Origin of the sequence: Brucella sp. NBRC 12950 (assembly GCF_030268145.1) — a bacterium.
Taxonomy (GTDB): domain Bacteria; phylum Pseudomonadota; class Alphaproteobacteria; order Rhizobiales; family Rhizobiaceae; genus Brucella.
Map to the genome: position 1 here is coordinate 1 of NZ_BSQC01000022.1, position 18,564 is coordinate 18,564.

The following is an 18,564-nucleotide window of genomic DNA, read 5'->3' on the forward strand; positions in this document are numbered from 1 at the left end:
GCTTCTTCAACCGCGATCTCGTCAAAAGGGTTCATCGACATCTTGACGTTTGCAAGCTCAACGCCCGAACCATCTCCCTTAACACGGATCTTTACGTTGTAATCTACAACCCGTTTTACTGCGACAACTGCCTTCATATAATCACCCGCTTTTAGCTTAATCCGATAGAAGCCCCTTCAAAGAAACGGCTCCGATTGAAAGGGCGAATAGCGTTGATGGAATGCACGCTATCTCGCAGATTTTAAAACTCTTAAGTCTGTGCATTTAAACAAACGCTCGCTCAACGTCAACATGTCATAATATGACTTAGTAAGAAAATTCTTGAAAGATCATCTCTCTTGAGTCATGTAGTCATTTCACCTGCGTTATATCGATAGCTGGAGAAGTGCAATGGATGAGATTAAGCGTTATGAGTTCGACACCCGTATTCACCATGCCGTCAGGCATAACGGGATTGTATACCTGACAGGACAGGTTGGGACACCCGGCGAAACCGCCGCGCAGCAGACGAGGGAAATCCTGCAGAAAATAGACAGACTTCTCGAACTTGCCGGCACTGACAAGACCAAAATTCTGAATACAATTCTTTGGCTAGACGATCTAAGAGATTTTGACGAGGTTAATACAGTGTGGGATCAGTGGATCATCAAGGAGCATGCACCCGCACGCTCGACTGGCCAAGCACGAATGGCAAAGGCAGGAATGCTTGTTGAGATCATCGTAACTGCAACAATCTGATCGACAGAACGCAAGCTGGCAGACTTGCGCCTCGGGCGTCTGCCAGCGAATTACACGACTACACGATAAGTATAGCTCTGAAGTCATTGACATTCGTCAGGGTTGGGCCGGTAATAATCTGATCCCGCAGTCGTTCAAAGAAACTGTGTGCATCGTTCCGTTGGAGGTAATCTGATGTCTTCATTCCCAACAAAGCGGCCCGCTGCTTAGTGTCGGGCGCGATGAAAGCCCCAGCCACATCTTCCATACCGTCAATGCCGTCAGAATCTGCCGCCAGAGCGAACACGTTGCTGGCATCAAGATGGTGACACAGTGACAGCAGGTATTCAACGTTACGGCCGCCCCTTCCGTTTCCTGTGACCCTGACAACTGTCTCGCCGCCTGACAAAAAGACAACTGGGCCGCGGCCTTTGTATTCCTGCGCTAACAGTGCGTGCTCTCTGCCCAACCTGTCAGCCGGCCCTTCAAGATTATCTCCAAGTATAATTGGCGTAACACCTTGTTGACGTGCAGTATTAGCAGCGGCTTCCAGCGCCATCAGAGGGGTGGCAATCATGTGCCATCGCGCATGAGCGAAGCGAGGGTCGTCCGGAGATGGACAAATTGCATCATTCGAATGAAGATGACGCAGCACGTTTGGTGGAACAACAATGCCATAGTCCTGTAAAATGCCCAATGCATCTGTGGGCTGTTTTGCTTCGCCAAATGTCGGCCCCGAGGCGATAATGTCTGGAAAATCCCCGGGGACGTCCGATACAAGTAACGTTAGGCATTGCGCCGGGAAGATTGCCAACCCCAGTCGGCCACCTTTGATGGCAGATAGGTGTTTGCGCACACAGTTCATATCTCCAATGGCTGCCCCGGATTTAAGCAAGGCGGCATTGATGTTACGTTTGTCTGCGAGAGAAACCAACGGAGCGGGCAAACTCAGTAGCGACGAACCACCTCCGGAAATAAGCACAACGACGAGATCACGCTCCGTCAATCCCGACACGGCTTCTATTATTCGTTTCGCAGCCAACTGTCCGGCTTGATCGGGTACAGGATGAGCGGCCTCTATAACCTCGATTTTCTCGCAGGGAAAATGATGGCCATAGCGCGTAATCACAAGTCCCGAGAGGTCCGCCTCAGGCCACGCCAGTTCAATCGCGCGTGCCATTTTGGCAGCAGCCTTGCCAGCCCCGACTACCACTACTCGGCCCTCGGGTAACTGCGGCAGGAATCTTGCGGTCTGGATCAGAGGATCTGCGGCTGCAAGAGCAGCATCGAACAGACTATGCAAAAACAGGCGCGGATCCATCCAGTTTACTCCTTACGGTGCATCAGATCACGGCCTTCTCAAGAAATGGCTCATTACGCGCAATGCGACCGTATCCAAGAGGCGAAAGGTCCAGACTTTGAAAAGCACCATAAGTCAGGAGTTCACTCAGACCACGCCCAATGGCCGGCGACTGTTGCAAACCATGGCCACTAAAGCCATTTGCGAAATGAAAATTCTGCACTTCGTCATGCGGTCCGACGATCGCATTGTGATCGAGCGTGTTGTAGTCGTAATGGCCTGCCCAGCAATTTTCCATCCGAATGGCTTCGAATTGCGGAATACGATGCGCCATGTGTGGCCATATCTGCTCATCGAATTCATTATAGGCTACATCAAAATCGTTCGGATCAACTGCAATATCCACATCTGGAACACCGCCGGACAAAAACATCTTTCCTTCCGGACGACAGAAGACACCGGAGGGATCAATGACATTGGGCATTTTTTGCAGGATTGGCGTTGGACACGAGAAAATAAATATACTGCGCCTGCGTGGCTCAACCGGAATTTCCAAACCTGCGAGGCGCGCTATGTGCGGGCCGAAATTGCCCGCTGCATTAACGATCGCTCCGCAGTGAATCCGCTCACCCGTCTTTAGCGTCACATCTGTGATCCGGTTGTTCGTACGACTTATGTCAACAACTTCGTTATCGACATATTCAACCCCGAGTGAACGCGCCCGGCGGCGAAACCCCTGTAGCAATCCATAGCTGTCAAACCAGCCTTCACCCGTACGACCCCAACTCCCACCCGCAAGATCTTCCACATTGATAAATGGAAACTGTGACCGAATCTCGCCGGGATTGAGCAGCACAGTATCGGCGCCGTTCTCCTTCTGCAGCGCGACATTCTCCCGAATAGTGTTCATTCCAGCCTCAGTCGCAAGGAACAGATAGCCGTTCTCATGAAATCCTATTTCAGGAGCGTCGTCGTCCACCTGAACATTTTCCCGAAAGTTCTTCAGAAACTCGACACCGTATTGTGAAATCTTAACGTTGATCGCGTTCGAGTATTGCTGGCGGATCGCGCTCGTCGAAAGTGTCGTAGCGCACTGTTTATAGGTTGAGTCCTTTTCGACAACCAGAACCGAACCTTTAAAATCCGGGTTCATCGCCAGAAAGTACGCCGTCGAACTACCGCTTACAGCGCCACCGACGATAACAACATCGTAGGATGTGCGAGTGGGGACAACGGCAAGTTTACCGAGTGTAGAAGTCTGCATTTCGCAACTCATTGTTCTTCAAAATGACCAGCAGTGACGAAAGCACCACCCTGGTAGGAAATGGCGCCATCGTCAGCGGCGGGCTTCGCAACAGTTTCCTCAAGCTTTGAACGCTGATCCTCTGCATTGTCTTTCGGTCGATAGCCAAGGTAAGCAACCTTGCTGTTATTCCAGAAACTCTGGTCATTGTCGGAACACCCAAAAACGATGGTATGATCAACTTTCGGAACAAGCAGACAGCGCTCAACCAGATGTTTGAGATCGTTGTAGCTCAGCCAGGTCGAGAGCATTCGCCAGTCGGTAACTTCCGGAAAACTGGAGCCGATCCGAATGGAAACACTTTCGAGCTTGAATTTATCGAAGTAATACTGCGCCAGCCCCTCACCGAACACCTTAGACACACCGTAAAGACTGTCCGGGCGGGTGCTGCAATCGGTTTCAAGGACATCGGTTCTTTTATGGAAGCCTACTGCATGCACTGAACTTCCCCAAACGATGCGTCTGACTTTGTTACGCCGCGCAGCCTCATAAACATTATAAAGGCCAACAATATTGCCCTGGACAATATTTTCGAAAGTGTTCTCTTTTGAAACTCCTCCCATATGAACAATGGCGTCGACATTGCGGGTCGCTTCCAAAACCTTGTCGAAATCCGCAAGATCCAGAACCGCCACCTCCTCCTTATCGGCTTCGATAGCGATGTCCTGACGTGCGCTCAGCCTTAAATGATTGCATCTGTCCCGCAGAAATGGACGCAATTCACGGCCAAGGCCGCCCACCGCGCCAGTCAGCAGAATTCTGTTGTACAAAATCGCCATAGTTTATTTCTCCATGTCCAAATTTCTGCAGAACGGTCGCCTGCCACACTGCCCCGGTCGACGCATCGGCCAGGGATCAGGCCTCAAATAGCCTGGCGGAATTCACGGGCAAGCATATCGGCGTTTTTCACCAACAAGCCTAAATCGCTGCCGACCGCGACCATTGTCGCACCCCATTCAATATATCGGCGCGCGTCTCCGGTCTGTGGTGCAAGAATGCCGGTAGCAGCCAAACCGTTGGCAGACAAAACGCTTCTGATTGCCTGCTGGACCCTATCTGCAAGCGGATTACCAATGTTACCCATATCTGCGGAAAGGTCGCCCGGACCCACAAAAATTGCATCAACGCCGTCGATTCCAGCAATTGTATGCGCGGCCTCCACTGCCGCAGCTGACTCTATTTGCACCGCGAGAAATATTTCCTCTGCTGCCCGCAAATGGTAGTTTTTCACCCGACCATAATTGTTAGCGCGCTGCGCTGCTGAATACCCTCTGATTCCATGTGGTGGGTAGCGTGTTGCCGCCACGATCGCAGTTGCTTCTTCAACGCTCTGTACATTCGGAAACAACAGAGAGCGAATGCCAAGGTCAAGTATCTGTTTGATCAAAACCGGATCGCTGCATGGTACCCGTACAACAATTTCACAACTAAATGCGGCAGCAGCCTGATGTTGCGCTAATACACTGAGCAAGTCGTTCGGGCTGTGTTCTGCATCGATGAGCAACCAGTCATACCCAGCCCCCGCCAGAACCTCTGTCGCCACCGTGCTGCCCAGGGAGCTCCAGAGACCAATTTGCAGCCGGCCTTCTGCCAAGGCAATTTTAAGCGGGTTAACCAAATTTCCCACCGGGCTGATCCTTCCTCTTGCGTAACTAACCATGTGACCATATGACATGTACAATAATGCGTCAATTAGATAATATCTTGTGAAATAAAGCCGCACCATCATTAATAAGAGAAAAGGACGTGAGAATGATTATTTCTTTCATAGGTCTGGGCGTTATGGGCGCGCCAATGGCAAGTAATCTCTGCAAAGCCGGATACAAAGTGATAACATCACTTAACAAATCCCCGCTGCCCGAAAGCCTCGACTCTACATCGGTCACCGTGGCGAGCTCGCCCGCAGACGCCGCCAGGCAAAGCGACGTGATTATCACGATGTTGCCTAACACGCCGGATGTCGAACGCGTTCTGCTGGGTGATGGCGGCGTGATAGAAGGTATCCGACAGGGTGCAACGGTCATTGACATGAGTTCGATCAGTCCTGCTGCAACAGAACGTTTTGCAGAGCAATTCAGACAGCGTGGATGCGCCTATCTCGATGCACCCGTTTCAGGCGGTGAAATTGGTGCCAAAGCGGCATCGCTGACTATTATGGTGGGCGGTTCGGCAGAGACTTTCGAAAAAATGAAGCCGCTGTTCGAACTTATGGGCAAAAATATTACACTAGTGGGCTCCAGGAGCGGTGCCGGCCAGATTTGCAAAATCGCCAACCAGATGATTGTTGCCATGAACATCGAAGCGGTTGCAGAAGCACTGGTTTTTGCAAGCAAGGCCGGCTGCGATCCGTCAAAGGTGCGTTCTGCCCTTTTAGGCGGATTCGCATCATCGCGTATCCTTGAGGTACATGGCGAGCGAATGATCAGCCGATCATTCAAACCCGGCTTCCGCATCCGGCTGCATCAGAAAGATCTGGCGCTGGCGCTGGAGGCAGCCCAGGCCATCGGCGTGTCGTTGCCCAACACTGCATCCTGCCAGCAACTGTTCAACAGCATCGCCGCCCAGGGAAAAGAAAATGATGATCATTCTGGCCTGGTACAGGCCATCGAAACCCTTGCAGGACACGCGCTCGGCTGACTTGTTGCCTGTCTGTCCGGAGCGGATGGGTATCAACGGGGAGTCGAACAAACTTTAGCTGGCACAGCAAAAGGCGGCGGTGCATAAACACCGCCGCCTGCGGCAGGCTGATACACTAGTGCGCGCGGTCAGGCGTTCAGCGATGCAACCATTCTGGCCAGACGATCACAGGCTTGGGCAAGGTCTTCATCAGACGCTGCGATCGAAAGGCGGATGAATGAAGGCGCTCCAAATGCCACGCCGGGCACACTCGACAACCCGAAATCATTGAGAAGATGTGCTGCGATCGCGGTATCATCTGTCAGCACCAGGCCAGTTGCTGTCCGCTTACCGATGAGCTTATGAACACCGATAAATGCATAAAACGCCCCTGCCGGCGGCTGAAAAATCAACTCTGGTATGTCGGCAAGCAGCTGCGCAACAAGGGCCGCCCGCCTCGCAAAGGTTGCCGCCGCCTGCGTCACGAACGACTGATCACCTTCGAGAGCAGCAAGAGCAGCTGCCTGTGCCACTGTGCAAACCGAGGTAACACTTTGTGATTGCATTTTATTTAAACTGGCAATCAAAGCTTTAGGTCCGGCGGCGTAGCCGAGCCGCCAGCCGGTCATTGCATAGGCTTTGGAGACGCCATTCACAACTAGTGTTCGTTCACGGAGCAACGGGCACGCGCTTGCAAAGGAAACGAATGGCTGATCACCCAGAAGAATGTGTTCATAGATTTCGTCCGAAAGGATCAGAATACGTTCATGCCGGGACAGAATCTGTTCGAGTGCGCGATATTCATCCTCGGTGTAGATCGCGCCGGTCGGGTTAGACGGAGAATTCAGCATCAGCCACCGGGTGTTTGGCGTGATCGCCCGTTCAAGCATCGGCGCGTCAATTTTAAAGCCGGTCTGCGGTCCGCTTTCCACGTATACCGGCTTTCCTCCGTGCAACGAAACTATATCGCCATAAGATACCCAGCAGGGCGTCGGAATGATGACTTCATCTCCGGCTTCCAGCGTTGCAAGAAAGGCATCAAACAAGATCTGTTTTGCTCCATTGGCGATCGTTATCTCGTCAGATCCGTATGTGACCCCGTTGTCACGCCTGAATTTGCACGCAATTGCGCTCCTGAGCGCTTCGCTACCGGCTGCGGCACCATAGCGAATGCCACCGTCTCTTATTGCTTTGCAAGCAGCCTCCCCAACATGGCGCGGCGGCTCAAAATCAGGCTCGCCTAGTGACAGGTCCACGATATCACGCCCTTCTGAGCGCAGCTTTTTTGCGGCCATCGCAATAGCCATACTGGGCGATGCCTTGATAGCGGCAGCACGATGATTTTCATAGCTCATAATCAACTCATCCTTTTGGGAAACGTCTGCTGTCACATAACTGGCCGGACATAATCGAAATCAAGGTCCTGTTTGGTCAGACTTGGAGCCCGGCCAGAGGCGGCGCCGTAACCGCCACCGCCTGGCAGCTCGAGGATGAGACGACGCCCGGCCGGGACATGCTGACGGCCTTTGGCGGACAGAATAGTTCCGTCGTCAAGCCGCACGACGCCCGGGGCGCCATCTTCACCGCCTTCACGACCGCGAGGCGCGTTATCCACGCGATCAAACATTGCGTTGAAGTAAATTTCGTGGCCCGGTGTGGGCGATATTTCCACCACCTGCCCCAGACCTCCACGAAATTTGCCCGCTCCCCCCGAGCCGTCGCGAAGTTCTTTGCGCCAGAAGATAACGGGACCAACATGTTCGGTGGCTTCAATGGACATCGACTGCACACCGCTTGGAAACGCCGTTGCGCTGGGGCCATCTAATCCGGGACGTGCGCCCATCCCACCACTGTTGAAGAGCAACACTTCCGCCCGCTGCCCTCCATCGGCAGGGCGTTTCTCACCGGTCAGTGGCCTTGCGCTAATGTGCAGATTCCAAAGTGCGCCTGAGCCCTCAGCCGGCACATGGCCGGGAAGCATTTTATGGATCGCGCCAAGGACTGCATCAGGAACCAGATGACCGAGGACATGGCGCACCGAGACGGGCGCTGGCCGCTGCGCATTCAGAATGCAATCGTCCGGCGCAACAATCTTGAATGGTTTCAGCGAAGCGTGATTGTTGGGAATCTCCGGCGCAATTGCGCACTTAATCGCATAACAAGCATAAGCCGCAGAATAAATCAGCGGACAATTTATACCTTTTGCACTCGGTGCAGAAGTGCCTGCGAAATCGGCAACAATATGATCGGTCGCAATATCGAGGCGAACAACAATATCTATGGGTGCATCGTAGCCGTCGACACGCATGGAGTTCTTGTAAGAACCCGCGGGCAGTGCCGCAATGCTTTCAAGCGTCGCATCGTAACTTCGTTTGAAAATGAACACTGCCAGCTCTTCGAGATCATCCATCTGGAATTCATTCATCATCTCCATAAGACGACGCTGTCCGATCTCGTTGCACGCAGCCAGGGAATAAACATCACCAACTACCTGATCGCTTTCACGCACATTGTTGCGGATAATATTTACCAGATCGAGATTGACCTCTCCGCGACTGGCAAATTTCATAATGGGAACAAAAATGCCCTCCTCGTAGACTTCGTTGGCATCGGGCCCGAAACCGCGACCACCCACGTCCACCACATGCGCCGTGCAGGCGAAATAGCCGATCAGTTTACCGGCACGGAAACTAGGCGACACCACGGTGAAATCGTGGAGATGTCCCGTCCCTTTCCAGGGATCGTTCGTAATATAAACGTCCCCCTCAAAAATGTTATTCTCCCCGATATCACGGATAAAATGTCCAACGGCCTCTGCCATCGCATTAACGTGCCCTGGTGTTCCCGTCACAGCCTGTGCAACCATTTCCCCGCAACGGTTAAAGACGCCCGCTGACAGATCGCCCGACTCCCGAACGCTTGTACTGAACGCTGTTCTGATCAGGGTAAGCGCCTGCTCCTCAACAACGGAAATAAGACGGTTCCACATGATCTGCATATGAACGTCGGATAGGGTGTTCCTGGTCATATTGCGCTCCCTTAAGCCGCTTTTGTACGTACGAGCAGACAACCATCAGGTTGCATAATCACTTCACGGCTCGCCGTGACGATGGTCGATGTTTCGCGTTCGGTTATGACAGCAGGGCCGGCAATCCAGTCGCCGGGCTTCATGTCAGCGCGCGCAATAACCGCCGCACTCTGAAATGCCCCATTCTGGGCGTCAAACATGTGACGACTGGCAGAGGCATTCAGCTGCCGCACTTTCTGACCGGAACTAATTTGGTGCGTTGCTGCGAGAGGTGAGCTGGCACGCAGTGACCAGCTGACGATTTCCACGTCCAGACTGTCAATTGTCCGGCCAAAGAAACTCCGGTAGTGCTCTTCAAAATCCTTCCGGAACTTTGCCGCGTCGCTTCCGTCATAGTCACGGACTTCGACACTCACCGGCACTTCCCAGCCCTGCCCGACATAGCGCATATATGCGGTACATTCGAGTTGCGGGTCGGTGTCAGGTGCACCGGAATGGACAAAGGATACTGCCTCTTCCGCCAGGTCACGAATGACACCGTTGATGAAGCTAGCATCAAAACGGCTTAATCTGGTATGAGCGCTGCGCACACTTTCGAAGCCGAAAGGCGCACGCAGGAAGCCAATCGCCGAACCGACGCCTGCACCCGGAGGTACCAGCAAAGCATCAATTCCGAGCTTCTCGCACAGGCGCGCGGCATGAAGCGGTGCAGCGCCACCAAACGCAATCATGGTAAAGTCTCCCAGCTCTTTACCGTTCTCCACCGCATGCATACGTGCAGCGTTACTCATGTTTTCATCGACGACTTCACTGACGCCAAAAGAGGACGTCGTCGCATCCAGGCCAAGTTTCGTCCCGACGTCCTTATGCATGGCGTCCTGAGAGGCCTGCACCGACAGTTTGATGGCGCCGCCGGCAAATGTATCCGGATCCAGACGCCCGAGCAAAAGATCAGCATCAGTCACTGTCGGATTGTTGCCTCCGCGCCCATAACAGGCCGGACCGGGCTCTGATCCTGCACTATGAGGCCCCACCCGGATCTGCCGCATACCATCAACACTGGCAATCGAGCCGCCGCCCGCCCCAATTTCAACCATTTCGATAACCGGTATTGAAATTGGCATGCCACTGCCTTTCTTGAAACGATAGGTGCGCGCAACTTCGAAGGTTTTCGACGTTTTGGGCACCTGGTTTTCGATCAGGCAGATCTTTGCGGTCGTCCCGCCCATGTCATAGGAGACCACACGATCCAGCCCAAAGCGTGTGGCCACGTGCGCGGCAAAGATCGCGCCACCTGCTGGTCCTGACTCGAGCAGGCGAACAGGGAATTCGATAGCGCTTTCGACGCTGATGATCCCGCCGCCGGAGTGGATCATAAAAACCGGGCAGGACGCACCTTCCTGTGAGAGACGACCAACCAGCCGATTGAGATAGGATGCGATTAGCGGTTTCACGAAAGCATTCGCACAGACGGTGTTGAAGCGCTGGAATTCGCGCATTTGTGGCGACACCTCACACGACAATGAGACCGCAATGTCCGGCTTTATCGCGTGCAAGCGTTCCCGAACGCGCGTCTCGTGAATTGGGTTCAAATAGGAGTGTATGAAACCGACGGCGACGCTTTCATAACCGGCATCGACGATTTGGCGGCACAAAGCATCTACCGCTTCATCGTTGATGGGCCTGAGAACGCAGCCGTCCGGACCAATTCGCTCATCCACAACAAACCGTTCATTTCGTGCGACCAGTGGCGCTGGCAAAGTGATATTGAGATCATATTGCTCAAACCGGCTCTCGGTACGCATTTCGATGACGTCCCGGAACCCCTTTGTGGTGATAAAGGCGGTTTTGGCACCACGTCTTTCAATTAATGCATTGGTCGCAAGCGTGGTGCCGTGAATTATTGTGTCAATTTCATGCATGCCAAGAGCGGCAGATTCACATACATCCCGAAGACCTCTGACGATCGCTTCCTCTGGAAACGAATAGTCTGTCAACACCTTCGTTGAATGCAGACTGTCACCGACCTCCATTGCAACATCAGTAAATGTTCCGCCAATATCGACACCCACCCGAACCAGCATACCGTCTTTCGTCATTGTAAATCTTTCTCCGACCAGGGTTCCCTGCAGCCTGTGTGGTTGCCAGGAGTATTACCAGCAAAACACACTATAATCATATCACCTGTCAACACGAATTATAGTGATATTATCTTTAATTGCGCTGTTTGTTGTTATTGTTGGTTTTTTCTGTCTATTATTGATCATATCTCTATAGAATTAGCTATGGTCCTGCGTTTCACGTCGCACGGCTGGCCTGCGCAAACAAACCAGACAACTGCCAATCGACCTTTCCCACAGCTGGACAATGGCGCAAAAAATCATGATTGGGCTCTGCGTTCGGGCACAATCGATATAAATCAGTACGTGATGGCCTCATGCCTGCGATGCGGAAATCGCTGCAATGCTTGAATCGACAGAACAGAAAAAGGGAAACCGGCTCTGCACTGCGATCTGAATAGGGTCGTCCTCGGAGATCCCACCCAAAGAGCTGAGCATCAGTACAATAAAAGCATTATTTCCCCGCCCGGTGACAAGATGCACCAGACCCGGGAACCTACGAATTGCCCTCCTGCAGGCGGCATGATTTCGTTGAGCATGCATCCGGGAAATAAGCGGTCCCCGGGTCTGGTCTATCGGAATTCTTCAACGACAGACCGGACCCGAAAGAGCCTAAACGCTGCGGTTTATCAATCCCACTCCGGGACCCAAGGGACAATTCCCTTATAAACAATTCGATAGTTCGCCCGGTTCAGGCAATCAATGCTGTCCATTTCCGCTTCATTGAGTACGAAATTCTCAATATCAAAATTGGCTTTGATGTTATCGGGATTGGTCGACATCGTGTTGATCGAGACACCCTTCTGCAATATCCAGCGTAACGCCACCTGCACAGGGCTCTTGCCATATTTTTTCCCGATCTCTGCCAAAAGCGGATATTTCAGTATTTCGCCTCGCGCAACAGAACAATAGGATGCCAGACGAATGCCGGTCTCTCTGGAGGCATTCAGAAGCGAAGACTGGTCGAGCAATGGGTGAAACTCGACCTGATTTACGACAATTCTCTCATCGATAATCTGTTTTGCCTGACGCAGCATCGTGGAGGTAAAGTTCGAAACCCCTATGTGTTTCGTCAAACCCTGCTTTTTTGCTTCTGCCAGCAACCTGAGCGAGGGCGCAATCTCCCCGCCGATTGGTGGCCAGTGCAACAGGACAACATCCAACTGATCAAGACGAAGCGACGAGAGGCTCCGCTCAAGCGATCGAAAGAAATCGTCTCGTTTGTAATGATCGGGATGGACCTTTGTCGTAATCAGCAAATCGCCCCGGTCGATGCCAGACACTGCGAGCGCCACACCAAGATCGTGCTCGTTTTCGTACATCTGCGCTGTATCGAACGCCCGATAACCAGTATGCAATGCATGCGACACAGCCTGCTGCAAATCTGATCCCTTCAATGGGTAAGTACCGAACCCGCGGGCATAGGTCTTATCAAAATAGACTTCCATTCCGAACTCCCGTTTCTGGCGCAGTCTTTCGTCGCAAAGTATGCGACGGGACAGAACCAGGTTACGTCCTGAACCTCATTTCAGTGAGGATCGCATTTCATTCTCTCAGCTCAGATCAGCGAGCGCGATTGCAGCTTGTTTCTTCCACTTCAGATAAACGTAGTCTCCGGGTTTAAAGTGTTGTCCTCCAACAGGCCGGTGTTCCTGGCAGCGCAACTCGAGTGTATCGGCGACCCGCACGGTGTAAAGGATCCGACTGCCAATAAACATGAGATCAGTGACGACTCCCTCAAGGGAGTCCTCGTCGCTGCTCACACCGCTTAATTCACTATGGACAGAGATGGCTTCCGGTCTTAGTGCCAGACAGGTAGCATTTTCACGCACCACCGAAAATCTCTCGCAATGAAGACTCCCACCTGGCGTTTCCATAATGCATTCATCTCCCTTACGCTCTCTGAGCTGACAAGGAATAATATTGGTGTCACCAAGAAATTTTGCACAGAACAATGTTCGGGGGGCTGCATACATCTCCTCCGGACTACCAATCTGTTCGATGCGCCCCTTGTTCATGAGAACGATGCGATCCGAAAGCATCATCGCTTCGTCCTGGTCGTGCGTTACATAAAGAAATGTGGTCCCAGTCTCCTGATGAATACGCTTGAGTTCTGTCACCATATATTGCCGGATTTTAAGATCGAGTGCCGCCAGCGGCTCATCGAGCAACAAGACTGCTGGCTGGTTGGCTAGAGCACGAGCCAGCGCCACACGCTGAGCCTGTCCGCCGCTCAGCTGGCCAATCCACCGGTCAGCAAAGTCACCCAACTGAACCAGGTCCAGCATTTTGCGTACAGTCGAGCGTACTTCACTCTCGGGGCACTTTTTAAGGCGCAAACCAAAGGCAATGTTGTCGAATACATCCAGATGCGGAAACAGCGCATATCGTTGAAAAACCATGTTGACTGGGCGTTTTTCTGGGGGTGTCTTAACGACACGGTTCCCATCGATGATGATATCGCCCGAAGTAGCATTCTCGAAGCCTGCAACAAGACGCATCAAGGTCGTCTTGCCACACCCACTTGGCCCAAGCAGTGTCACTATTTCGCCAGCTTTGACCTTAAGCTCTATATCCTTCAGGACATGTAACTCGCCAAAATATTTCTGAATATTGTTCAGCTCAACAACGTGAGAGACCATTTCCTCAAACCTCAAAATTTCGGGAACGTTGCAACAGAGTCCGCTTTCTCTGCCACCAGAGCAGAATCCCAAGCCCGACAATCGTAATGAGGATCGAACCCAGCGCGAGCATCGAGGCGGCATTGATCAGCGGTGTCACCGAGCGGCGCATCATGGACCAGATAAAGAGCGGTAAAGTACTCTCGTTGCCGCTGACGAAAATCGTGATGATCACTTCGTCAAACGATATTGCAAAAGACAGAATTGCTGCGCCAAGCAAGGTGGGCGCAATAATTGGCAGCGTTACAAGACGGAACGCGGTTAAGGGGCCAGCGCCCAGGTCTCTTGCTGCCTCCTCCAGTGACAAATCAAAATACTCCAGCCGCGAGCGGCTCGATTCTACAAAGAATGGAATTGTTATCAGCACATGCGCAAGGGTAACCGTTATCAGGGACCGTTGAATTCCAAACTGGGCGATCATGATAAGCAGGGCGATACCGACGAAAAGACCAGGCAGAGCAATCGGAAAAAACGTAAGAAGACTGAGCACCGTCTTGGTGCGCCCTGAAACTCTCGCGAGTCCGATGGCGGTCATAGAGCCCAGGATCGTGGTAATAACAGTTGTCGCAACACCCACAATCAGGCTGTTTTTGAAAGCATTCAGCAACTGAGGGTCGCTGAACATTGCCTGGTACCAGCGCAGACTCAGACTCTCGATCGGAAACGTCAGTGCTTCGCTACCATTGAAGCTGAACAGTCCTATCAACACGATGGGTGCAAAGAGCATAAAGAGAAACAGACCAACATATAATCGAAGCATGATCTACCTCTTGCTATGCTTGAAGGGAGCCAGTCCTGCCAGTCGAAGACCCTGTACAAGAAGGACATAAATGACCGCGAAAGCGAAAAAAGCGATAAACGCCATCGCCGCGCCGAATGGCCAGTTTCCCGTCTGACGAAACTGATTGGAAATGAATACACCGACTGTCGTTCCGTCCCGGCCACCAAGCAGCTGCGGCGTCACGAAATCGCCAGCAGCAAGGATCAGTGTGAACATAAAAGCACTGATAAATCCCCGATGGATCATAGGCATGATCACTTTCGTAAAGACGAGAAAGCCACTGGCTCCCAGATCACGCGCTGCATCGAGATAATCTGATTTAACATCTCTCAAAGCCGAAACAAGCAGGAGCAACGCTACCGGAATATAGACATGGACTAGTGCAATTATCACGGCCGTAGAGTTGTACAGGATGAATTCGAGCGGCTCTTTAATTACGCCCAGCTCCAGAAGCGACGTATTGATCAGCCCCTTTGAACCCAAGATCATGCGCCAGCCATAGATCCGGACCAGATAGCTCGAAAGCCATGACGCAAGGATCAGATATAGTACCGTGTTGCTGGTGGAGCGATACACAATGTACATAGCCACTGGAAAACTTAGCCCAATGGCGACGATCGCCGTCAGCACCCCGATTTTGAGACTGCTGAAAAGCACCGTATAGAAGCCGGGGTTCATGAGCGCGCGCGTGTAGTTCTCAAGCGTCATCGCCGGGATCAGCGTGAAAGACTTCGAGAGCCAGAAGCTGTAAACAAATAACAGCACTGCTGGCACCAGAAAGAATATGATTGTAAAAATGGCCGCCGGGCTGGCAAGTACCAGGCCAGTGACAGATTTAGCATCCAGATTTCGCATATTTCCGCCACATCGGAAGGAACTCTCTGCGAGATAGTCAGATTTCTTCTATCTCAGATGAAAACGGCGGTCGGCGTGAGGCGACTGCCGCAGAGGCAGGAGGCCGCTGGCCTTCCCGCCAAAGAGTCATGATAATTACAGACCGGCCTTCAGGTCCTCATAGGCTTTCACCCAGTCGTCGTAGGTCGCGAACTGATCCGATTGCCGTGGTGGGATCCCAAACAGCGGCGCTGACTTAAACACCGAATCCAGGTCGTCATAATCGAAAAGGCTACGGGTCTGTTCATCCATCAGAGCCACGGCGTTTCTGTTTACGCAGCCGGCCACCGCTGTTTTTGCGATTGATGCCTGCGCTGCGGGAGTAAGCGATTCGTTCATGAACGCATGCGCAGTGTCGATGTTCTTTGCAACCGCAGGCGTAAACCAGGCATCTGACCACATGATCGCGCCTTCTTTTGGAACAGTATAGGCAGTCTCCACGCCCTGCTTTGCGGTTTCAACTGTAATTCCGGACCAGCAGTTCAGACAAGCCACCACCTCACCGCTTGCAAACAGAGAGACCAGATCACCGTTCGACGCAGCAAAGGTCTTCGATGCCGCCCTGAATTCTCGCAGAACCTCGAAACTTTCAGCCAGCTGTTCCTGAGTCAGGTTGGGATAGACATCACCATGCCCCGCGAGAACTGCTGCGATCGGCCAGGTCCCGGTCACTTCGTCAACAATGCAGATTTTTCCGTTCAGCTTCGGATCAAGGAGATCGCGATAGGAAGTTGGCTTATCCATCATTGCTGGGTTATATACCAGCGAGTTCAGACCCCACACCCAGGGGATACCCCATTGCACTCCATCGCGATACCAACGCTCGGTCTGATAGAAGCCCGGGAAAATATCGCGCTTATTGTAATTGGGCACTTTGTCGACCTCGACGGGTCGGATAATTTTCAGCTCATCCGCGTATAAGCGGTCATAGCCTTGATTATATTCTGTCAGATCGATGGGCACCGGACTCCCCCCGATAAACTTCGCCTGAACGTCGTCCTGCATTGTAATAGTGCTCAGATTGACCTTGACATTATTCTTGTCCCGCCATTCTTTCAGCTCATTGTGCAGGTCGTAGCCTTCCCATGTCATCAGATTCAGATTGCCGCCGACCGCTGCCCTCGCGGTCGATGGAATGAACGGTCCCAAGGCCAAAACTCCCGCACCCAGTGCCATGCCACCGAGCAATTGCCGCCGCGTCAGCAAATTCTGGAGCGTTTCCAGATCGCCATCAGCGGCAGCGCGCACTTCATCCGCAGTCCATACAGGTTTCATAAGCTTTTCCCCTTTTATCGTTTACCTAGTCATCGTATGACATGCTTTTTATATGTCAATACCAAAAAGAGATAGGATGAATAAGAGTCAATTCATATGTTGACTCAAGACTCTCACCAGGTTTTGACAGAGAATCCGACTAGTCCACGCATGCCAGCGCGCGCAGTTGCTTCAACTCCCAGCGTTGCATTTACGCGGCCTGCTTAGTTGATTACGAAAGGCGATCCGGCTGCCACAAAACGCGCCCGACGGACCGCTGATATGCCTTTCCGTCCGGATAGGAAATCAGTTCCATCTGCAAGCCCCAGGGCGAAAGAAAATAAACCCAGCTTTCGCCAGCGCCCGGCCCCTCTGTCTCCTGAACAGGTTCGCCAAGCACGCGAACATTGTGTTTATGCAGATGAGCGACACCCTCGTTTATATCGTCGACATAAAACCCCAAATGATGGCCGCCGACATCGCTGTTTTTGGGCGCGGTCAATTGTTGGTCGGGAGACCAATATTCAAAGAGTTCATAGTTGCAACCGTCCCCGCACCGGATGAACGCAACAGCTTTGATGCGTGCCCTTGCGTGAACATTAAGGTAATCCACCATGAATGAACCAAGGCTGTCTTCGAATGTCCCAGTTTGGTAGATCAGCTCGCCGCCAATCACATGACAAAAAAATGAAATGGCCTGATCAATATCCGGAACCGTCAGTCCGATGTGATCGGTCCCCCGTAAACCTGGAATTCCAATGCTCATACTGCCACCGCTTCCTGCGGAACCGGCGCATCCGTGCGGATAAGACCATGTGCCTTCAGGTCATTCCAGAATCCTGCCGGGATTACATAATTGATGAGATCGAGGTTTTGCTTGAGCTGCGCCACATTGCGTGTGCCCGGCACGATCGTCGCGACGGCAGGGTGTGCCAATGGAAACTGCAGAGCTGCCGCAGCCAGTGGAACATTATATTGCTGGCATAGAGTTTCTATGCGCGCTACACGCTGCATGATTTCCGTCGGAGCAGGCGCATAATTATATTTTGCACCGGCAACAGCTCCCGTCGCAAGGATGCCGCTGTTGTAGCCACCGCCCAGAATGATCGATGCATCACGCGCCTCGCACAGCGGCAGGAATGCGTCCAGCGCCTCCTGTTCAAGAAGCGTATAACGTCCCGCGAGAAGAAAACAGTCAAAGTCACCCTGTTCAAGGGCTTTATGACAGACCTGCCATTCGTTTACACCAAAGCCAATGGCTTTAACCACGCCCTCTTCCCGCAATTTCGCAAGGGCTTTATAGGCACCGTTCATAGCTTCGCAAAACCGGACTTTCGCACCGTCCGGGCCATGATTGTACTCATCAGCGTCGTGAATGAGCGCAACATCGATATAAGGAGTGAGCAACCGGTTGAGACTATCTTCGATGGAGCGCATTGTTCCGTCATAACTGTAGTCGTAATATCTTTCAAAACGCCCTGCATCGATCCATGACCCGCTAACAACCTGGCGCGTGCCGGCACTGCGCAACCGATAGCCAACCTTTGTCGAAAGAACAAACTCATCGCGTGGATAGCTGAACAAGCTATGTCCGCACCGATGTTCACTCAGCCCGTGACCATAAAGCGGCGCCGTATCAAAGATACGCAAACCAGCCCGCCACGCCTCTGATACCATGGCATCAGCCTCTTCATTCGACACGGGCTTCAAAAAATTACCGATAGGTGCCGCTCCAAAACCCATACGGGTGACCGACAAGCCACTCCGGCCGAAACGAACGCGTGCATCTGCTCTCATGAGACTAATCCCTATATTTCTGTGTGCATCAAGGGTGTGATGCATCCCCTTCGTGATTTATTTTCACCACATT

Annotated in this window: 16 protein-coding genes and 1 pseudogene; 2 read left to right on the plus strand and 15 right to left on the minus strand. The window is 52.4% G+C overall.

Translation table 11 applies throughout. The features are described from left to right. A pseudogene (locus tag QSJ70_RS25475) lies at positions 1–137 on the minus strand (electron transfer flavoprotein subunit beta/FixA family protein); the annotation flags it as partial. 253 nt (positions 138–390) lie between these two features. Between QSJ70_RS25475 and QSJ70_RS25480 the strand changes: the two are divergent. Next, on the plus strand, positions 391–738 hold the full coding sequence (locus QSJ70_RS25480) for a RidA family protein (protein WP_285540781.1): 348 nt from the start codon (positions 391–393) through the stop codon (positions 736–738). A gap of 58 nt (positions 739–796) precedes the next feature. Here the strand turns inward: QSJ70_RS25480 and QSJ70_RS25485 are convergent, their stop codons facing one another. From QSJ70_RS25485 to QSJ70_RS25500, 4 genes are all read right to left on the minus strand, one after another. Further along, on the minus strand, positions 797–2,038 hold the full coding sequence (locus QSJ70_RS25485) for a glycerate kinase type-2 family protein (RefSeq protein ID WP_285540783.1): 1,242 nt from the start codon (positions 2,036–2,038) through the stop codon (positions 797–799). Positions 2,039–2,060: 22 nt separating this feature from the next. Continuing rightward, positions 2,061–3,281: an NAD(P)/FAD-dependent oxidoreductase gene (locus QSJ70_RS25490; RefSeq protein WP_285540785.1), complete on the minus strand. Its 1,221-nt coding sequence runs from the start codon at positions 3,279–3,281 to the stop codon at positions 2,061–2,063. Positions 3,282–3,289: 8 nt separating this feature from the next. Beyond that, entirely contained in the window at positions 3,290–4,099 is an 810-nt protein-coding gene (locus QSJ70_RS25495; protein ID WP_285540787.1) for an NAD-dependent epimerase/dehydratase family protein, read from the minus strand. An 83-nt stretch (positions 4,100–4,182) separates the two neighbouring features. Further along, positions 4,183–4,947 carry an HpcH/HpaI aldolase family protein gene (locus QSJ70_RS25500; RefSeq protein WP_285540877.1) on the minus strand — a complete coding sequence of 255 codons (765 nt, stop codon included), beginning with the start codon at positions 4,945–4,947 and terminating at the stop codon, positions 4,183–4,185. Positions 4,948–5,072: 125 nt separating this feature from the next. Between QSJ70_RS25500 and QSJ70_RS25505 the strand changes: the two genes are divergently transcribed. Next, entirely contained in the window at positions 5,073–5,957 is an 885-nt protein-coding gene (locus tag QSJ70_RS25505) for a 2-hydroxy-3-oxopropionate reductase (RefSeq protein ID WP_285540789.1), read from the plus strand. 128 nt (positions 5,958–6,085) lie between these two features. Here QSJ70_RS25505 and QSJ70_RS25510 read toward each other — a convergent pair whose 3' ends face one another. The 10 genes from QSJ70_RS25510 to QSJ70_RS25555 all read right to left on the minus strand — a co-directional run bounded on the left by QSJ70_RS25510 (position 6,086) and on the right by QSJ70_RS25555 (position 18,491). Further along, positions 6,086–7,291, minus strand: a complete 1,206-nt coding sequence (locus QSJ70_RS25510; RefSeq protein WP_285540792.1) for a pyridoxal phosphate-dependent aminotransferase — start codon at positions 7,289–7,291, stop codon at positions 6,086–6,088. A 32-nt stretch (positions 7,292–7,323) separates the two neighbouring features. After that, a complete protein-coding gene (locus QSJ70_RS25515) occupies positions 7,324–8,964 on the minus strand; it encodes a hydantoinase B/oxoprolinase family protein (protein ID WP_285540794.1) in 1,641 nt (546 codons plus the stop codon). Positions 8,965–8,975: 11 nt separating this feature from the next. Further along, positions 8,976–11,063 carry a hydantoinase/oxoprolinase family protein gene (locus QSJ70_RS25520; RefSeq protein WP_285540796.1) on the minus strand — a complete coding sequence of 696 codons (2,088 nt, stop codon included), beginning with the start codon at positions 11,061–11,063 and terminating at the stop codon, positions 8,976–8,978. A gap of 650 nt (positions 11,064–11,713) precedes the next feature. Further along, a complete protein-coding gene (locus tag QSJ70_RS25525; RefSeq protein ID WP_285540798.1) occupies positions 11,714–12,532 on the minus strand; it encodes an aldo/keto reductase in 819 nt (272 codons plus the stop codon). 105 nt (positions 12,533–12,637) lie between these two features. Beyond that, positions 12,638–13,726: an ABC transporter ATP-binding protein gene (locus tag QSJ70_RS25530; protein ID WP_285540800.1), complete on the minus strand. Its 1,089-nt coding sequence runs from the start codon at positions 13,724–13,726 to the stop codon at positions 12,638–12,640. Positions 13,727–13,730: 4 nt separating this feature from the next. Then, complete coding sequence (locus QSJ70_RS25535) at positions 13,731–14,525, minus strand: ABC transporter permease (protein WP_285540802.1); 795 nt, start codon at positions 14,523–14,525, stop codon at positions 13,731–13,733. 3 nt (positions 14,526–14,528) lie between these two features. Next, positions 14,529–15,401, minus strand: coding sequence for an ABC transporter permease (locus QSJ70_RS25540; RefSeq protein WP_285540804.1), 873 nt, complete (start codon positions 15,399–15,401; stop codon positions 14,529–14,531). 135 nt (positions 15,402–15,536) lie between these two features. Continuing rightward, positions 15,537–16,715 (minus strand): ABC transporter substrate-binding protein, encoded by a 1,179-nt coding sequence (locus QSJ70_RS25545; RefSeq protein ID WP_285540806.1) that lies wholly within the window; start codon positions 16,713–16,715, stop codon positions 15,537–15,539. Positions 16,716–16,926: 211 nt separating this feature from the next. After that, entirely contained in the window at positions 16,927–17,460 is a 534-nt protein-coding gene (locus tag QSJ70_RS25550) for a VOC family protein (RefSeq protein WP_285540808.1), read from the minus strand. Next, entirely contained in the window at positions 17,457–18,491 is a 1,035-nt protein-coding gene (locus QSJ70_RS25555) for an aldo/keto reductase (RefSeq protein ID WP_285540811.1), read from the minus strand. Before QSJ70_RS25555 ends, QSJ70_RS25550 begins: the two co-directional genes overlap by 4 nt. Positions 18,492–18,564 lie beyond the last annotated feature (73 nt).